Origin of the sequence: Streptomyces flavotricini (genome assembly GCF_020639365.1) — a bacterium.
GTDB classification, from domain to species: Bacteria; Actinomycetota; Actinomycetes; order Streptomycetales; family Streptomycetaceae; genus Streptomyces; species Streptomyces flavotricini.
The window spans coordinates 2,287,647-2,301,664 of record NZ_JAINUL010000001.1 but is presented as its reverse complement, the minus strand read 5'-3'; the positions used below and the strand labels follow the sequence as shown (position 1 = coordinate 2,301,664).

14 protein-coding genes are annotated in these 14,018 nt (G+C 69.4%); 9 read left to right on the top strand and 5 right to left on the bottom strand.

What is annotated here, in order from left to right; genetic code table 11:
* Positions 1–46: 46 nt before the first annotated feature.
* Positions 47–760, bottom strand: coding sequence for a TetR/AcrR family transcriptional regulator (locus K7B10_RS10470; protein ID WP_229335839.1), 714 nt, complete (start codon positions 758–760; stop codon positions 47–49).
* 100 nt (positions 761–860) lie between these two features.
* Between K7B10_RS10470 and K7B10_RS10465 the strand changes: the two genes are divergently transcribed.
* Positions 861–2,309 carry an MFS transporter gene (locus K7B10_RS10465; RefSeq protein WP_267501365.1) on the top strand — a complete coding sequence of 483 codons (1,449 nt, stop codon included), beginning with the start codon at positions 861–863 and terminating at the stop codon, positions 2,307–2,309.
* A gap of 30 nt (positions 2,310–2,339) precedes the next feature.
* On the top strand, positions 2,340–2,975 hold the full coding sequence (locus tag K7B10_RS10460; protein ID WP_229335837.1) for an ATP-binding protein: 636 nt from the start codon (positions 2,340–2,342) through the stop codon (positions 2,973–2,975).
* Positions 2,976–3,358: 383 nt separating this feature from the next.
* Here K7B10_RS10460 and K7B10_RS10455 read toward each other — a convergent pair whose 3' ends face one another.
* The 3 genes from K7B10_RS10455 to K7B10_RS10445 form a co-directional block, all read right to left on the bottom strand.
* Positions 3,359–4,816: a catalase gene (locus K7B10_RS10455; protein ID WP_229335836.1), complete on the bottom strand. Its 1,458-nt coding sequence runs from the start codon at positions 4,814–4,816 to the stop codon at positions 3,359–3,361.
* 207 nt (positions 4,817–5,023) lie between these two features.
* Positions 5,024–5,914, bottom strand: a complete 891-nt coding sequence (locus K7B10_RS10450) for a 2-hydroxy-3-oxopropionate reductase (RefSeq protein WP_229335835.1) — start codon at positions 5,912–5,914, stop codon at positions 5,024–5,026.
* 75 nt (positions 5,915–5,989) lie between these two features.
* Positions 5,990–6,823: a TIM barrel protein gene (locus tag K7B10_RS10445; RefSeq protein WP_229335834.1), complete on the bottom strand. Its 834-nt coding sequence runs from the start codon at positions 6,821–6,823 to the stop codon at positions 5,990–5,992.
* Positions 6,824–6,949: 126 nt separating this feature from the next.
* On the opposite strand from K7B10_RS10445, the gene K7B10_RS10440 reads away from it, so the two are divergent.
* The 7 genes from K7B10_RS10440 (at position 6,950) to K7B10_RS10410 (ending at position 12,895) form a co-directional block, all read left to right on the top strand.
* Positions 6,950–7,201, top strand: a complete 252-nt coding sequence (locus K7B10_RS10440; RefSeq protein WP_229335833.1) for a YkoF family thiamine-binding protein — start codon at positions 6,950–6,952, stop codon at positions 7,199–7,201.
* Positions 7,198–7,581, top strand: coding sequence for a helix-turn-helix domain-containing protein (locus tag K7B10_RS10435; protein ID WP_229335832.1), 384 nt, complete (start codon positions 7,198–7,200; stop codon positions 7,579–7,581). Before K7B10_RS10440 ends, K7B10_RS10435 begins: the two co-directional genes overlap by 4 nt.
* 153 nt (positions 7,582–7,734) lie before the next feature.
* Positions 7,735–8,253, top strand: a complete 519-nt coding sequence (gene uraD / locus K7B10_RS10430) for a 2-oxo-4-hydroxy-4-carboxy-5-ureidoimidazoline decarboxylase (RefSeq protein WP_229335831.1) — start codon at positions 7,735–7,737, stop codon at positions 8,251–8,253.
* A 2-nt stretch (positions 8,254–8,255) separates the two neighbouring features.
* The gene (gene uraH / locus K7B10_RS10425) at positions 8,256–8,660 is read left to right on the top strand and encodes a hydroxyisourate hydrolase (RefSeq protein WP_229335830.1); all 405 of its coding nucleotides are present in this window, start codon (positions 8,256–8,258) and stop codon (positions 8,658–8,660) included.
* 1 nt (position 8,661) lies between these two features.
* Positions 8,662–9,585, top strand: a complete 924-nt coding sequence (pucL, locus tag K7B10_RS10420) for a factor-independent urate hydroxylase (protein WP_048478357.1) — start codon at positions 8,662–8,664, stop codon at positions 9,583–9,585.
* 191 nt (positions 9,586–9,776) lie between these two features.
* Entirely contained in the window at positions 9,777–11,180 is a 1,404-nt protein-coding gene (locus K7B10_RS10415) for an 8-oxoguanine deaminase (RefSeq protein WP_229335829.1), read from the top strand.
* Positions 11,181–11,509: 329 nt separating this feature from the next.
* A complete protein-coding gene (locus K7B10_RS10410) occupies positions 11,510–12,895 on the top strand; it encodes a nucleobase:cation symporter-2 family protein (RefSeq protein ID WP_229335828.1) in 1,386 nt (461 codons plus the stop codon).
* Between the two features lie 190 nt (positions 12,896–13,085).
* Here the strand turns inward: K7B10_RS10410 and K7B10_RS10405 are convergent, their stop codons facing one another.
* On the bottom strand, positions 13,086–13,910 hold the full coding sequence (locus K7B10_RS10405) for an SDR family NAD(P)-dependent oxidoreductase (RefSeq protein ID WP_229335827.1): 825 nt from the start codon (positions 13,908–13,910) through the stop codon (positions 13,086–13,088).
* Positions 13,911–14,018: the final 108 nt, after the last annotated feature.

Sequence of the window (14,018 nt, the reverse complement as noted above, 5' to 3'; positions counted from 1 at the left end):
TGAGGAGGAACGGGGGCCGCTCCGCGTCGTGCCTCGCGCCGTTGCCCTACGAAGGGGCCAGGCCGCTGATCAGCACCTCGATGCCGAGGGCGAGTCGGGCGGCGGCGGGGCCGGCCGTCAACTCGGCGGTGCTGGCGGCAAGATGCGGATGCCGTTCGGGGTCCAGCGCGGCGAGCCGGTCCTCGATGGAGGCCTGGGCGTGGCGGCTCTCCAGGGCGCCCTGGAGGGCGTCGGGGCCGTCGCCGTGCGCCGGCTGCGCGACGGCGACCTCGTACGTGACGGCCCCGATGTGCAGGGCGATCAGATCGCACCCCCAGGCTGCGCGTTGGCGGTCGACCCCGCCGGCCAGTAGGAGTCCGAGGATCCGGTCGAAGAGGTCGAGCCAGGCGGGGCCGGTCGGGATGGAGCCGAGGGAGACCCGCCCGATGCCGGGGTGGGCATTGAGGGTGTGGACCACGTCGGTGATCAGCCCGGCGAGGCGCTCGCGCCAGTCTCCGGGGGGCGGAGCGGGGAGCGCCGGGAGCGGCACCGTCGCGATCACGGCGTCGAGCATCAGGCGCAGCAGCTCCTCGCGTTGGGCGACGTAGACGTAGAGCGAGGCGGGCCCGGTGTCCAGCTCGGCGGCGACCTTCCGCATGGTCACGGCGTCCAGGCCCTCGCGGCGCAGGACGCGCAGGCCGGCATCGACGACGGCCCGTTCGCCGAGCGGGGGTTTGGAGGGGCGGGTGCGGGTGCTCTTGCGGCGGGCCGGCGAATCCATGGCGACAGGCTAGCACTTGACAGCGAACGGTGTTCGTGGCGAACGTTGTTCGTAACGAACACCGTTCGTCGACCATCCGTCACCAAGGGGGAGTCCGTCCATGGCACAGCCATGCCTCAACCCGAATCCACATCCACATCCACATCCCCATCCCCATCCCCATCCCCATCTCCATTCCCATCCGCATCCGCGGCGCTGGGCGGTGCTGGCCGTCGTCCTCATCGCCGAGGTCATGGACCTCCTCGACGCCACCATCACCGGGGTCGCCGCCCCCGCCATCGCCGCCGACCTCGGCGGGGGCCGGGAGACCGCCCAGTGGCTCGGAGCCGCGTACACCCTGCCGTTCGCCGTCCTGCTGATCACCGCCGGGCGGCTGGGGGACCGGTACGGGCGGCGCCCGCTCTTCCTGATCGGCGCGGCCGGGTTCACCCTGGCCTCCGCGCTCTGCGCGCTCGCCCCGGGGCCGGGGTCCTTGATCGCGGCCCGGGCGCTGCAGGGCGCATGCGGTGCGCTGTTGCTGCCGCAGGGCTTCGGGATCATCAAGGAGACCTTCCCCGAGGCGGAACTGGGCAAGGCTTTCGGCCTGTTCGGCCCGGTGATGGGCCTGTGCGCCGTCGGCGGCCCGGTGGTGGGCGGACTCCTGGCGGGCGCCGACCTCTTCGGCACCGGCTGGCGGATGGTGTTCCTGGTCAACCTGCCGCTGGGGCTGGCGGCGCTGGCCGGCGCGCTCCGGTGGGTCCCGCGCGGCGCGCCCGATGCGGGTCTGCGCATCGACGTACCGAGCGTGCTGCTGGCCGGGGCGGCATCCGGGGCGCTGGTGTACCCACTGGTGGAGGGGCGTGAACTGGGGTGGCCGGCCTGGGTGTTCGCCCTGCTGGCTGCGGGCCCCCTCGGCTTCCTGCTCTTCGTACGGCTCCAACACCGCCGGCCCTCGCCGCTGATGACCCCGAGTCTGCTGACCAACCGGGGCTACACCGGCGGCATCCTCGTCGCGGTCGCCTTCTTCGCCTCGTTCACCGGCCTGATGATGGTGCTGTCCCTGTTCCTCCAGGGCCCGCTCGGCCTCTCGCCGCAGGGCGCCGGGTACGCGATCGCCCCCATGGCGCTGGGCATCGCGGTCGCCGCGGGCCCGGCGGGGGCGCTGGCCCGCAGGCACGGCCGGGTGGTGATCCAGTGCGGAATCGTCCTGACCGCGGTGGGGCTGGGAGTGCTCGCCGCCACGGCCGGCGGGGCGAGCGACGGCTGGCGGCTGGTCCCGGGCACCTTCGTCACCGGGCTCGGCATGGGCCTGGTGATTCCACCGCTCTTCGACGTGATCCTGGCGGGCGTGTCCGAACCGGAGGTGGGCTCCGCGTCCGGTGTGCTCAACGCCGCGCAGCAACTGGCCAACGCGGTCGGGGTGGCCCTGCTGGTCACGGTCTGGTCGGCCTTCACGGACCACGGCCGCGCCCCCGCGGCGGCGCTCTCCGCGACGGCCCTGGTGACGGCGGCCCTCCTGGCGGCGGCCCTGGGCCTGTCCATCCGGCTTCCCCGCCGGACCCGCGCCTGACGGGAGGCACCGGGTGGGCATACTGCTGCGATGGACAGATCATCGGCCCCCTGGTGCAACACGACGCACGACTGGTCACGCTCCGTGGACGCCGAGCACCTCGCGCGCATCCGCCGGGACCCGGCCCTGTTCGCTCCGGGCGGCGTTCGCCATCTGCTGCTCGAAGTCGTCGCGTACGCGGCCGACGAGGCCGAGTGCTCGGGTGGAGGGCGTTGCACCGTGACGCTCCATGCCGACGGATCGGTGTCCGTGGCGGACGATGGCCGGGGCACGGACACCCGCCTCGACGATCGGGGCCGGCCGGTGAAGAAGCCGGTCATGGCGACGAAGGACCTCCGGTTCTTCGACCACCCCGGGGCGCAGGTCCTGCCCGACGGCCACCCGCGGCGCGGCATGTCCGTCGTGGCGGCGCTGAGCGAACGGCTCGTCCACACCAACCGCCGCGCGGGCGGATCCTGGGTGCAGTGCTACGAGCACGGCGTTCCCGTCACCGGCCTGACACCGGTCGACGGCGACGGCACGACGGGTACGACGGTCCACTTCAGCCCCGCCGATCGCCTGGGGGCGACGCTCGCAACGGGCGGCGGTCCGGCACGCGGTGAACTGGCCGCTCTCACGAACGCGTGGCCGTACCTGTCCGTGGAGATCGACGACCGCCGCGCATGACAAAGCGCCGGGTCACGGGACCGTCCGTGACCCGGCGCTTTGAGTGTGACCGCCCGACGGTGCGAGGCTGGCGCGACAGGACGTTCGCGCCGCCGGGCGGAGCATGCGGCTCATGCAGAGGGGGCTCTGTGCGTGGCCCCCCGTACATGAGGAGGGAGGTGTGGAGTGCGGCTGGGACCGCGACGGGCGGTGACGAGAGCTCCGGCGTCGTCTCCCTCAGGTCAAGAGACGGGCCTCGGCACCCATTACCACCGCACTGGCTCACACGCCCGTCGCGGCCCTCGTCCGGCCCTTACCGCGTACCACCCCTCATCCGGGTCCGCGGTTCGGGCTCGGCACCCGGGACCTGACCTCCCGCCAGGTCCCCGGTGCAGCTTTCAGGCTCAGGCGTCGCGCAGGGCGCGGACGGCCTCCTCGACGCGCTTGCCGTAGTCGGCGTCGGCGGCGTGGAAGTGAGCCAGGTTCTTCTCGATGACGTCCTCCAGGGTGACCTGAGACAGGCCGCCGGCGATGTTCGCCACCAGGCGCTGCTTCTCGGCCTCCGACATCAGGCGGTAGAGCTCACCGGCCTGGAAGAAGTCGTCGTCCTTGGTGTGGGCCGGGGCCTCGTGGGTGCCCGTGTAGCCGGAGACGGCCTTGGGGGCGCCGAGCGCGAGACCGGTCTCGGCGGGGCCCTGGTACGAGTTGGGCTCGTAGTTCTTGTCGTGGCGCGAGCCGTTGCGCAGCGCCATGACGCCGTCGCGGCCGTAGTTGTCTGCCTTCGTCGCCTTCGGGGCGTTGACCGGCAGCACGGTGTGGTTCACACCGAGGCGGTAGCGCTGGGCGTCGGCGTACGCGAAAAGGCGGCCCTGGAGCATCTTGTCCGGCGAGGCGGTGATGCCCGGGACGAAGTTGTTCGGGGAGAAGGCGGACTGCTCGACCTCGGCGAAGACGTTGTCCGGGTTGCGGTCGAGGACCAGACGGCCCACGCGCTGCAGCGGGTAGTCGCTGTGCGGCCACACCTTGGTGAGGTCGAACGGGTTGAAGCGGTAGTCCGCGGCCTCGGCGGCCGGCATGATCTGGACGTACAGCGTCCAGCTCGGGTTCACGCCGCGCTCGATCGCCTGGAGCAGGTCGGTCTGGTGCGAGTTGGCGTCCTTGCCGACGAGCTCGGCGGCCTGCTCGCCCGACAGGCAGCGGATGCCCTGGTTCGTCTTGAAGTGGTACTTGACGAAGAAGGCCTCGCCCTGCGCGTTCGTCCACTGGTAGGTGTGCGAACCGTAGCCGTTCATGTGACGGTACGAGGCCGGGATGCCGCGGTCACCCATGAGCCAGGTGATCTGGTGCGTCGCCTCGGGGGCGTGCGCCCAGAAGTCCCAGACGTTGTCCGGCTCCTGCTTGCCCGTGAAGGGGTCGCGCTTCTGGGAGTGGATGAAGTCGGGGAACTTGATCGGGTCCTTGATGAAGAACACCGGGGTGTTGTTGCCGACGAGGTCGTAGTTGCCCTCTTCGGTGTAGAACTTCAGGGCGAAGCCGCGCGGGTCGCGGACCGCGTCCGCGCCACCGAGCGAGTCGGCGACGGTGGAGAAGCGCAGGAAGGTCTCGGTCTTCTTGCCGACCGTGTTCAGGAACGCGGCGCTGGTGTAACCGGTGACGTCGTCGGTCACCTCGAAGTAGCCGTACGCGGCCGAGCCGCGGGCGTGCACCACGCGCTCCGGTATGCGCTCCCGGTTGAAGCGGGCCAGCTTCTCCAGGAGCTGCTGGTCCTGGATCAGGAGCGGGCCACCGACGCCGGCGGTGGCGGAGTTCTGGTTGTCGGCGACCGGGGCGCCGGACTCGGTCGTCAGCGTGCGCTTCGACATGGTGACCTTCCGTACGGGAAACCTGCTGACGGAAAGCGTCTTCCGTCATGCGGAACAGCCTAATTTCAGGCCGAACGCAGCGTCAACAGTTTGTTGAACAAAGATGGTGAGAGGTGATCCGGACGGTGCCGGCGCTTGGGCGCGACAGGACAGGTGTCAGCACCGGCACCATCCGGAAACTCAGGGCCCCTGCGAGAGGGGGACTGCTCAGATCTGGGCGCCGGAGAGGCGCTCGACCGCACGGAGCAGGGCGGAGTGGTCCAGGCCGCCGTCACCCTGGGCGCGCAGCGAGGCGACCAGCTGGGCGACGACCGCGCCGACCGGGAGGGCCGCACCGACGTTGCGGGCGGCGTCGGTGACGATGCCCATGTCCTTGTGGTGCAGGTCGATCCGGAAGCCGGGCTTGAAGTCGCGGTTCAGGAAGTTGTCCTTCTTGCGGGTCAGCACCGTGGAGCCGGCCAGACCGCCGTTGAGGACGTCCAGGGCGGCGTTCAGGTCCACGCCGGACTTCTCCAGGAAGACCACGGCCTCGGCGCACGCCTGGATGTTGACGGCGACGATGAGCTGGTTGGCGGCCTTCACCGTCTGGCCGGAGCCGTGCGGACCGCAGAGCACGATGGTCTTGCCGAGGGTCTCGAGGATCGGCAGGGCCGCGTCGAAGTCGGCCTTCTCGCCACCGACCATGATCGACAGGACGGCCTCGATGGCGCCGGCCTCGCCGCCGGACACCGGGGCGTCGATGACGCGGATGCCCTTCTCGGCGGCGTTCTTGGCGAGGTCGATCGAGGTCTGCGGGGTGATCGACGACATGTCGATGATCAGCGCGCCGGACTTCGCGTTCTCCAGGATGCCGTTCTCGCCGTACGAGATGGCCTCGACGTGCGGGGAGGCCGGCACCATCGTGATGACGACGTCCGCGTCCTTGACGGCTTCGGCGATCGAGCCGGCCGCGGTGCCGCCGGCGGCGGCCAGGCGGTCGAGCTTGTCCTGCTCCAGCGTGAAGCCGGTGACCGAGTAGCCGGCCTTCAGGAGGTTCTCGGCCATGGGGGAGCCCATGATGCCGAGGCCGATCCAGGCGATGTTGGGGAGCGTGCTCATGATGAGGGTCCTTCTCTTAATGCTTTGTACGAAAAGTTCGTGAGGTGCCTGGCTGATCGCCCGGACTTTGTCCGCCTACTGGGCGGCGCGGGCCTCGGCCGGGAGCCACGCGAAGGAGGCGGCGGCGTCGGCGGCCTTGTACTCGAGGCCTACGTAGCCCCGGTACCCGGCCTTCTCCAGCTGGTCGAGCAGCTCCTCGAGGGGCAGCTCGCCGGTGCCGGGGGCGCCGCGTCCGGGCTTGTCCGCGATCTGGACGTGCCCGGTCTTGGCGGCGTACTTTTCGATGACCTCGGAGAGGTCCTCATCGTTCATCGCCAGGTGGTACAGGTCGAGCAGGAACTTGGCGTTCCCGAGGCCGGTGGCCTCGTTGACCTTGTCCACCACCTCGATGCCGGCCGGGGCGCTCACCAGCGGGTAGAGCGGCGACTCGGGCTTGTTGAGGGTCTCGATCAGCAGGATCGTGCCGACGCGGTCGGCGGCCCGGGCCGCCACGACCAGGTTCTCCAGGGCGAGCTCGTCCTGGACGGCCGGGTCCACACCCTCGACGCGGTTGCCGTACAGGGCGTTCAGCGCCTTGCAGCCCACCGAGGCGGCGAAGTCCGCGGCCACGTTGATGTTGGCGTTGAAGCGGTCCGACTCCTCACCGGGTACCGAGACCGCGCCGCGGTCCGGGCCCGGCAGCCGGCCGGCGTAGAAGTTCAGGCCCACCAGCTGCGTGCCGGCGTCCTCAAGAGCCTTCTTGAGGGCGTCGAGCTCCGCCTGAGCGGGGGTGGGGGTCTCGATCCAGGGCCACCACAGCTCGACCGCGGTGAAGCCCGCCGCGGCGGCTGCCGCGGGGCGCTCCAGAAGCGGGAGTTCCGTGAAGAGGATCGAAAGGTTCACATCGAAGCGCTGGTCCGTGTATCCCATGAGGGGTGTGCGCTCCTTCCGTATTGCGGAAGTTAGTTTCTGCTTGATGGAAGACTGCATGGGCTTCTGCGTGGATGTCAAGCCCGGACTGCCGAAAAATCATGACCGGGAGGTAGCTTGACCAGCGTGCGATTGAGAGTGGAGTTCACGACCGAGCCCTTCGATCTCGAAGAGGCCCCCGCCCATGCCGTGGCCGCTCGCGAGGTCATCCAGAAGGCCCGACTGGACGCGGTCGACGTGGGCCCGTTCGGCAATACCGCCGAGGGTGACGCCGACGCGGTGCTGACCGCGGTGGCCGCGCTGCTGCGCGACTCGCTGGAGTCCGGCGCCACGCGCGTCTCGCTCCAGGTCAACGTGATCGGGGAGGACACCCCATGACCGAGCCCCGCGACCACCCGTTCGTCACCGCGGTCAAGCCGCTGGTCGACGCGATGGGCGGCGAGCTGATGGATCCGGCCCTGGCGCAGCCCGACGACGTCGTGCTCAGCTGGGAGGGTCAGGACCTGCTGGCCGTACGGCTGCCCCAGCTGTCCGATTCGCTGGAGCGGATCCTGGCGGCGCTGGAGCGCCGGCACGGCGTACCGTTGTCACAGCTCGACCGGAAGACCAAGCAGGACGTCGTACGGATACTGGAGGCGCGGGGCGCCTTCTCCGTGCGGCACGGTGTGGAGACGGTCGCGGGCGCCCTGGGCGTAAGCCGTTTCACGGTCTACAACTACCTGAACAGGGAAAACGCAAACAAAGACAACCAAGCGTGAAACCTGCTTGACCCTTCGTGACGAGCCGCCGCCCCATTCATCCGGGCGGCGGCTTTTGTGTACGGGAAGTTTCAACAAAGTGTTGACGCCGTGTTGTCGAGGGCGTTAGCTATGCGCAGCCCGTCAAGCAACAACAGGCCACGGAGGCCTACCGTGACTTCGAGTCCGACCCCGGGTCTCACCCGGTTCAACGCCTTGGACGACAGTGCGGCCGCGGCCGAGCTGCACGAGGTGTGCGCCAGTTCGGCATGGGGCGGCAAGCTGCTCGCGCAGCGCCCCTTCGCCGATGCCGAAGCCCTCTTTTCGGCCAACGAGTCCGCCATGGCGGAGCTCACCGCCGCGGACCTGGCCGAGGCGATGGGAGGCCACGCGCCGATCGGCCGGCCGAAGCCGGGAGACCCGACCTCCGCCCGCGAGCAGCGCGGCATGGCCGGCGCGTCGGAGGAGCTCAAGAACGAGCTCCTCGAACTGAACCTGGCGTACCAGGAGAAGTTCGGCCACGTCTTCCTCATCTGCGCCACCGGTGCGACCGGTGAGTTCATGCGGGACGCGGTCAAGGTCCGGATCGACAATTCGCCGGAGCAGGAGCGGGAGATCGCCCGCGGCGAGCTGGTGAAGATCAACCGGATCCGACTGACCCGCCTCGTCGAACTCGCAGAAGAAGGAGCGTGAGCATGAGCACCGAGACCACCGCGTCGGTGTCCACGCACATCCTGGACACCAGCATCGGACGTCCCGCCGAGGGCGTCGCCATCTCCCTGTCGGCCCGTACGGGACGTGACGGCGAGTGGGCGGCCCTGGGCGGCTCCGCCACCGATACGGACGGGCGATGCAAGGACCTGCCGGCGCTGCCGGAGGGCACCACCCACGTACGTCTCGACTTCGAGACCGAGACGTACTTCTTTAGTAAGCACAGTTCCGAGAAGCAAGCCGAGGCGCAGCAGGACGCCCCCCGCGTAAGGGACAGCGGTGCGTTTTTCCCGGAAGTGACGATCACGTTCGCGGTCACTCCCGGCGAGCACTACCACGTACCGCTGCTGCTCAACCCGTTCGGCTACTCCGTTTACCGAGGGAGCTAGCATGGCCACGATTCTGGGCCAGAACCAGTACGGCAAAGCAGAGAACCGCGTCGTCAAGATCACGCGGGACGGCGACACCCACCACATCAAGGACCTGAACGTCTCGGTCGCCCTCTCCGGCGACATGGACGACGTCCACTACTCCGGCTCGAACGCCAACGTCCTGCCGACGGACACCACCAAGAACACGGTGTACGCGTTCGCCAAGGAGTACGGCATCGAGTCCGCCGAGCAGTTCGGCATCCACCTGGCGCGCTGGTTCGTGAACAGCCAGGAGCCGATCCAGAAGGCGCGCATCCGGATCGAGGAGTACGCCTGGGACCGGATCGCCACCTCGGACGCCAACTCCAAGTTCATCGGCTCCGACGAGGTGAACCACTCCTTCGTCCGCAAGGGCATGGAGACCCGCGTCACCCAGATCACGTACGACGGCCAGAACTGGGAGGTCATCTCCGGCCTCAAGGACCTGATCGTCATGAACTCCACGAACTCCGAGTTCTGGGGTTACGTGAAGGACAAGTACACGACCCTGCAGGAGGCGTACGACCGCATCCTGGCCACCCAGGTGTCGGGTCGCTGGCGCTTCAACTGGACCGACGACGAGCAGCGGATGCCCAACTGGGAGAAGTCCTACGCCGAGACCAAGAAGCACATGCTCCAGGCCTTCGCGGAGACCTACTCCCTCTCGCTGCAGCAGACCCTGTACCAGATGGGTTCGCGCATCATCAACCACCGTTCGGAGATCGACGAGGTCCGCTTCTCGCTCCCGAACAAGCACCACTTCCTCGTCGACCTGGAGCCCTTCGGCCTCAAGAACGACAACGAGGTCTACTTCGCCGCGGACCGTCCGTACGGTCTGATCGAGGCCACGATCCTGCGGGACGGCGTGGACGCCCGCATCCCCGTGGACATGACCAACCTCTGAGCGCGGCACGCGCGTCCCGGGGCCCCGCAGTGGCCCCGGGGCCGCACGACACGCCCCCCACTTCCTGAATCGGCACCCGGACGCAACGCACGGGGCGACAGTACTGTCAGCTGTCAGGCCCCCGGCTCCGGCACTCAAATCCCCTGGGTTTTGCCGTGCCCGCACCGCCACTGAAAGCACGAGGAAGTCCCATGGCAGCATCGGCAGCCCAGGACGGCGCAGTAGAGCGCATCGTCATCGAGAACTGCGCGATCGCAACCGTCGATGCGAACGACACCGAGTACGCCTCGGGTCACATCGTCATCGCCGGCAACAAGATCGAGTCCATCGGTGCGGGCAAGGCCCCCGAGAACCTCGACAACGTCGTCCGCCGCATCGACGGCACCGGGCACCTCGTGACTCCCGGTCTGGTCAACACGCACCACCACTTCTACCAGTGGATCACGCGTGGCCTGGCCACCGACCACAACCTCTTCAACTGGCTCGTCGCGCTGTACCCGACGTGGGCGCGCATCGACGAGCAGATGGCCTACTCGGCCGCCCAGGGCTCCCTCGCCGCGATGGCCCGCGGTGGTGTCACCACCGCGATGGACCACCACTACGTGTACCCGAAGGGCGCGGGCGACCTCTCCGGCTCGATCATCCGCGCCGCGTCCGAGATGGGCGTCCGCTTCACCCTCGCCCGCGGCTCGATGGACCGCAGCGAGAAGGACGGCGGCCTGCCGCCGGACCACGCCGTCGAGACCCTCGAAGGTGCGCTCGCCGACACCGAGGCGACCGTGAAGAAGTACCACGACGCCTCCTTCGACGCGATGACCCAGGTCGCCGTCGCCCCCTGCTCCCCCTTCTCGGTCTCCACCGAGCTGCTGAAGCAGGGCGCCGAGCTGGCCCGCCGCCTCGGCGTGCGCATGCACACGCACGGCAGCGAGACCGTCGAGGAGGAGAAGTTCTGCCACGAACTCTTCGGCATGGGCCCGACCGACTACTTCGAGTCGACCGGCTGGCTCGGCGAGGACGTGTGGATGGCGCACAGCGTCCACATGAACGACTCCGACATCGCCGCGTTCGCCCGTACCAAGACCGGTGTCGCGCACTGCCCGTCCTCCAACGCCCGTCTGGCCGCCGGCATCGCCCGCGTCCCGGACATGCTGGCGGCCGGCGTACCGGTCGGCCTCGGCGTGGACGGCACCGCCTCCAACGAGTCCGGTGAGCTGCACACCGAGCTGCGCAACGCGCTGCTCATCAACCGGCTGAACCCGGTCCACCGCGAGGCCGCGCTCAACGCCCGCCAGGCCCTGCGCCTCGGTACGTACGGCGGCGCGCAGGTCCTCGGCCGCAGCGACAACATCGGTTCGCTGGAAGCCGGCAAGTGCGCCGACCTGGTGCTCTGGAACATCAGCACCTTCCTGCACTCCTCGATCGCCGACCCGGTCACCGCGCTGGTCTTCGGTGCGGCCGCCCCGGTGACGGCGTCGTTCGTCAACGGCAAGCAGATCGTCGAGAACAACCGGCTCCTCTTCGCCGACGAGGACGCCATCGCGGTGTCCACCCGCGAAGAGGCCCAGCGCCTGGCGCGCATCACCGCGCAGGGCTGATCCCCCGGAGTCCGGCCGGGGGGGACGGCCCCCGGCCGGTCGCCGCGGACCCGAGCGGGGTCCGCGGCAGCTGTTCCCGGGTAGCGCCCGAGGTTTTCCGAGGGCGTTCCCGGGGGCGGTGACTCGTGCCACCGTTCGGCCGGAACGGTTTGGGCGAATCGTTTCCGCACTTCCTGAGCAAGAAGCACCCCGGGCAAGAAGACCCCCGGGCGAGAAGCGCGTCCCCCGCATCACATCCACAACTCCATACCGGCTCGACTCGCACAGCGTTCGCACCACCTCCAAGACACCCACGTCCCTGCCGACGTGTTACCCGACCGGAGGAAGCCGTGGCCCACACGCCCAGGTTTCGCAAAGATGCAGTCGCAGTACCGGAGGAGAAGCACCCGGTCGACGAGACCCTGCCTCCTCTGAAGATGTTCACGAGCGGCCTCCAGCACGTGGCCGCCATGTACGCGGGTGTCGTCGCCCCGCCCATGATCGTCGGCCCTGCCGTCGGACTCTCCGCGACCGAGACGGCGTTCCTGATGGGCGCCTCGCTCTTCACCGCCGGCCTCGCCACCCTCCTCCAGACCCTCGGCTTCTGGAAGATCGGCGCCAAACTCCCCTTCGTCAACGGCGTTTCGTTCGCCGGTGTGACCCCGATGATCGCCATAGGCAAGGGGGAGGGCGCGGACGCCATCCCCGTCATCTTCGGCGCGATCATCGTCGCGGGGGCCGTCGGCTTCTTCGCCGCCCCGTACTTCGGGAAGCTCGTCCGCTTCTTCCCGCCGGTCGTCACCGGTACGGTCATCACCCTGATCGGGGTGTCCCTGCTGCCGGTGGCCTTCAACTGGTCGCAGGGCGGCAACCGGACCGCCGCCGACTACGGCTCGATGAAGCACATCGGCATGGCGGCCGTCACCCTCGTCATCGTGCTGCTGATGCGCAAGTTCCTGCGCGGCTTCCTGCAGCAGATCTCGATCCTGCTCGGCCTGGTGGCCGGCACGCTCATCGCGCTCCCGCTGGGGATGACCAGCTTCGACTCCGTCAAGAACGCCTCCCTGGTGGGCTTTCCGACCCCCTTCCACTTCGGCGCACCGCAGTTCCAGGTCGCGGCCATCGTGTCCATGTGCATCGTGATGCTGGTGTGCATGACCGAGTCCACCGCCGACATCCTGGCGCTGGGCAAGATCGTGGGCCGGCCGGCGGACGCGAAGACCATCGAGGGCGGACTGCGCGCCGACACCCTCGGCAGCGCGCTCAGCCCGCTGTTCAACGGTTTCATGTGCAGCGCCTTCGCGCAGAACATCGGGCTCGTCGCGATGACCAAGGTGCGCAGCCGGTTCGTCGTCGCCGCGGGCGGCGGCATCCTGATCCTGCTGGGCCTGTGCCCGATGGCGGCCTCCGTCATCGGAGTGGTCCCGCTGCCGGTCCTCGGCGGCGCCGGCATCGTCCTGTTCGGCTCGGTCGCGGCCAGCGGCATCCAGACCCTGGCGGGCGCCGCCATGGAGAAGGGCGAGAACGCCCTGATCGTCGCCGCCTCGGTCGGCATCGGCCTGATCCCGATCGCGGCGCCGGACTTCTACCACGCGTTCCCGAAGGACCTGCTGGTCGTCCTGGACTCCGGCATCAGCACCGGTTGCGTGGTGGCCATCGCGCTCAATTTGGCCTTCAACCACTTCGGCGCCCAGCGGGCGCCGGCGGCCTCGCCGGAACCGGTCCCGGTGCACTGACCCGGCCCCCGCGGGCCGCTCCCGGCCGGTGCGCACGCCACCCACTGCGGGTGTGGCGTACGCACCGGCCGTTGGTTGCTCATCAGCTCCGCCTGCTCGACGGCGTCGTCCAGCGCGCGGTGGGTGTGCCGACGGGCGGAGAACAGCTCGTGCGGCATCCGGCCCTCGACCGCCGCGCGCAGCGCAGCTCCTACGCTGCGGCCCTTGCCCGTGCGGGGGTCCGCGGCGAGGTCATCCGGCCCACGATCCGCACGACCGTGCGGCGGCTCGCGAACCGTCCGCTGAGGGCCATGATCCGGTTCATCGCCCCGGACACCACGCTCGGCGGCGGGTTCCGCCGGTCCAGCGCCTTCAGCGCGGTCCGCACGACCTCCTCGGAGGTCTGCATCCTGGTACCGCCGGTGGCGTTCTCCGTGCCGACGACGTCGAAGAACTCCGTCTTCGTCGCGCCGGGCGACAGTGCCATGACGCGCAGCCCGGTACCTCGGGACTCCTGCCAGAGGGCTTCGGTGAAGCTGAGCACGAAGGCCTTGGTGGCGCCGTAGACGGCCATGTTCGGGACGGGCTGGTAGGCGGCCGCGCTGGCGAGGTTGACCAGGACGCCCTCGCCGCGGCTGCGCAGCGGGCCGATGAAGGCCCGGCTGATGTCGACGACGGCCGTCACGTCGAGGGCCACCTCCTGGCGGACCCGCTGTGGATCCTCCTCGTGGAAGAGCCCGTACGTGCCGAAGCCGGCGTTGTTGATGACGCTGGAGACCGTGATCCCGCGCCGTTCGACCTCGGCGGCCAGCAACTCGCCGCACCCGTCGACGGCCAGGTCCATGGCGAGCGGCTCCACCGAGACGCCGTGGGCCGCCGACAGCTGCGCGGCGAGCGCCTTCAGGCGGTCCTCCCGGCGGGCGACGAGCACCAGGTCGGATCCCCGCGCGGCGAGCTGGCGTGCGAACTCGGCGCCCAGGCCCGAGCTCGCGCCGGTGATCAGGGTGGTCCTGCCTCGGTAGTCGACCGCGTTCACAGTGGCTCCTGCCCATGGGATGACAACGTCTTGTCATCACTCTATGCCCGGGTGGCAGTGACTGCCAAGCGGACAGTAAGGGTCAGGCTGGCGGTCCGCCTATATGCT

Coding starts and splice junctions, on each gene's coding strand:
- K7B10_RS10455 (WP_229335836.1), bottom strand. CDS start 4,816: ATGTCGAAGCGCACGCTGACGACCGAGTCCGGCGCCCCGGTCGCCGAC.
- K7B10_RS10450 (WP_229335835.1), bottom strand. CDS start 5,914: ATGAGCACGCTCCCCAACATCGCCTGGATCGGCCTCGGCATCATGGGC.
- K7B10_RS10435 (WP_229335832.1), top strand. CDS start 7,198: ATGACCGAGCCCCGCGACCACCCGTTCGTCACCGCGGTCAAGCCGCTG.
- K7B10_RS10445 (WP_229335834.1), bottom strand. CDS start 6,823: ATGGGATACACGGACCAGCGCTTCGATGTGAACCTTTCGATCCTCTTC.
- pucL (WP_048478357.1), top strand. CDS start 8,662: ATGGCCACGATTCTGGGCCAGAACCAGTACGGCAAAGCAGAGAACCGC.
- K7B10_RS10465 (WP_267501365.1), top strand. CDS start 861: ATGGCACAGCCATGCCTCAACCCGAATCCACATCCACATCCACATCCC.
- K7B10_RS10470 (WP_229335839.1), bottom strand. CDS start 760: ATGGATTCGCCGGCCCGCCGCAAGAGCACCCGCACCCGCCCCTCCAAA.
- uraH (WP_229335830.1), top strand. CDS start 8,256: ATGAGCACCGAGACCACCGCGTCGGTGTCCACGCACATCCTGGACACC.
- K7B10_RS10415 (WP_229335829.1), top strand. CDS start 9,777: ATGGCAGCATCGGCAGCCCAGGACGGCGCAGTAGAGCGCATCGTCATC.
- K7B10_RS10460 (WP_229335837.1), top strand. CDS start 2,340: ATGGACAGATCATCGGCCCCCTGGTGCAACACGACGCACGACTGGTCA.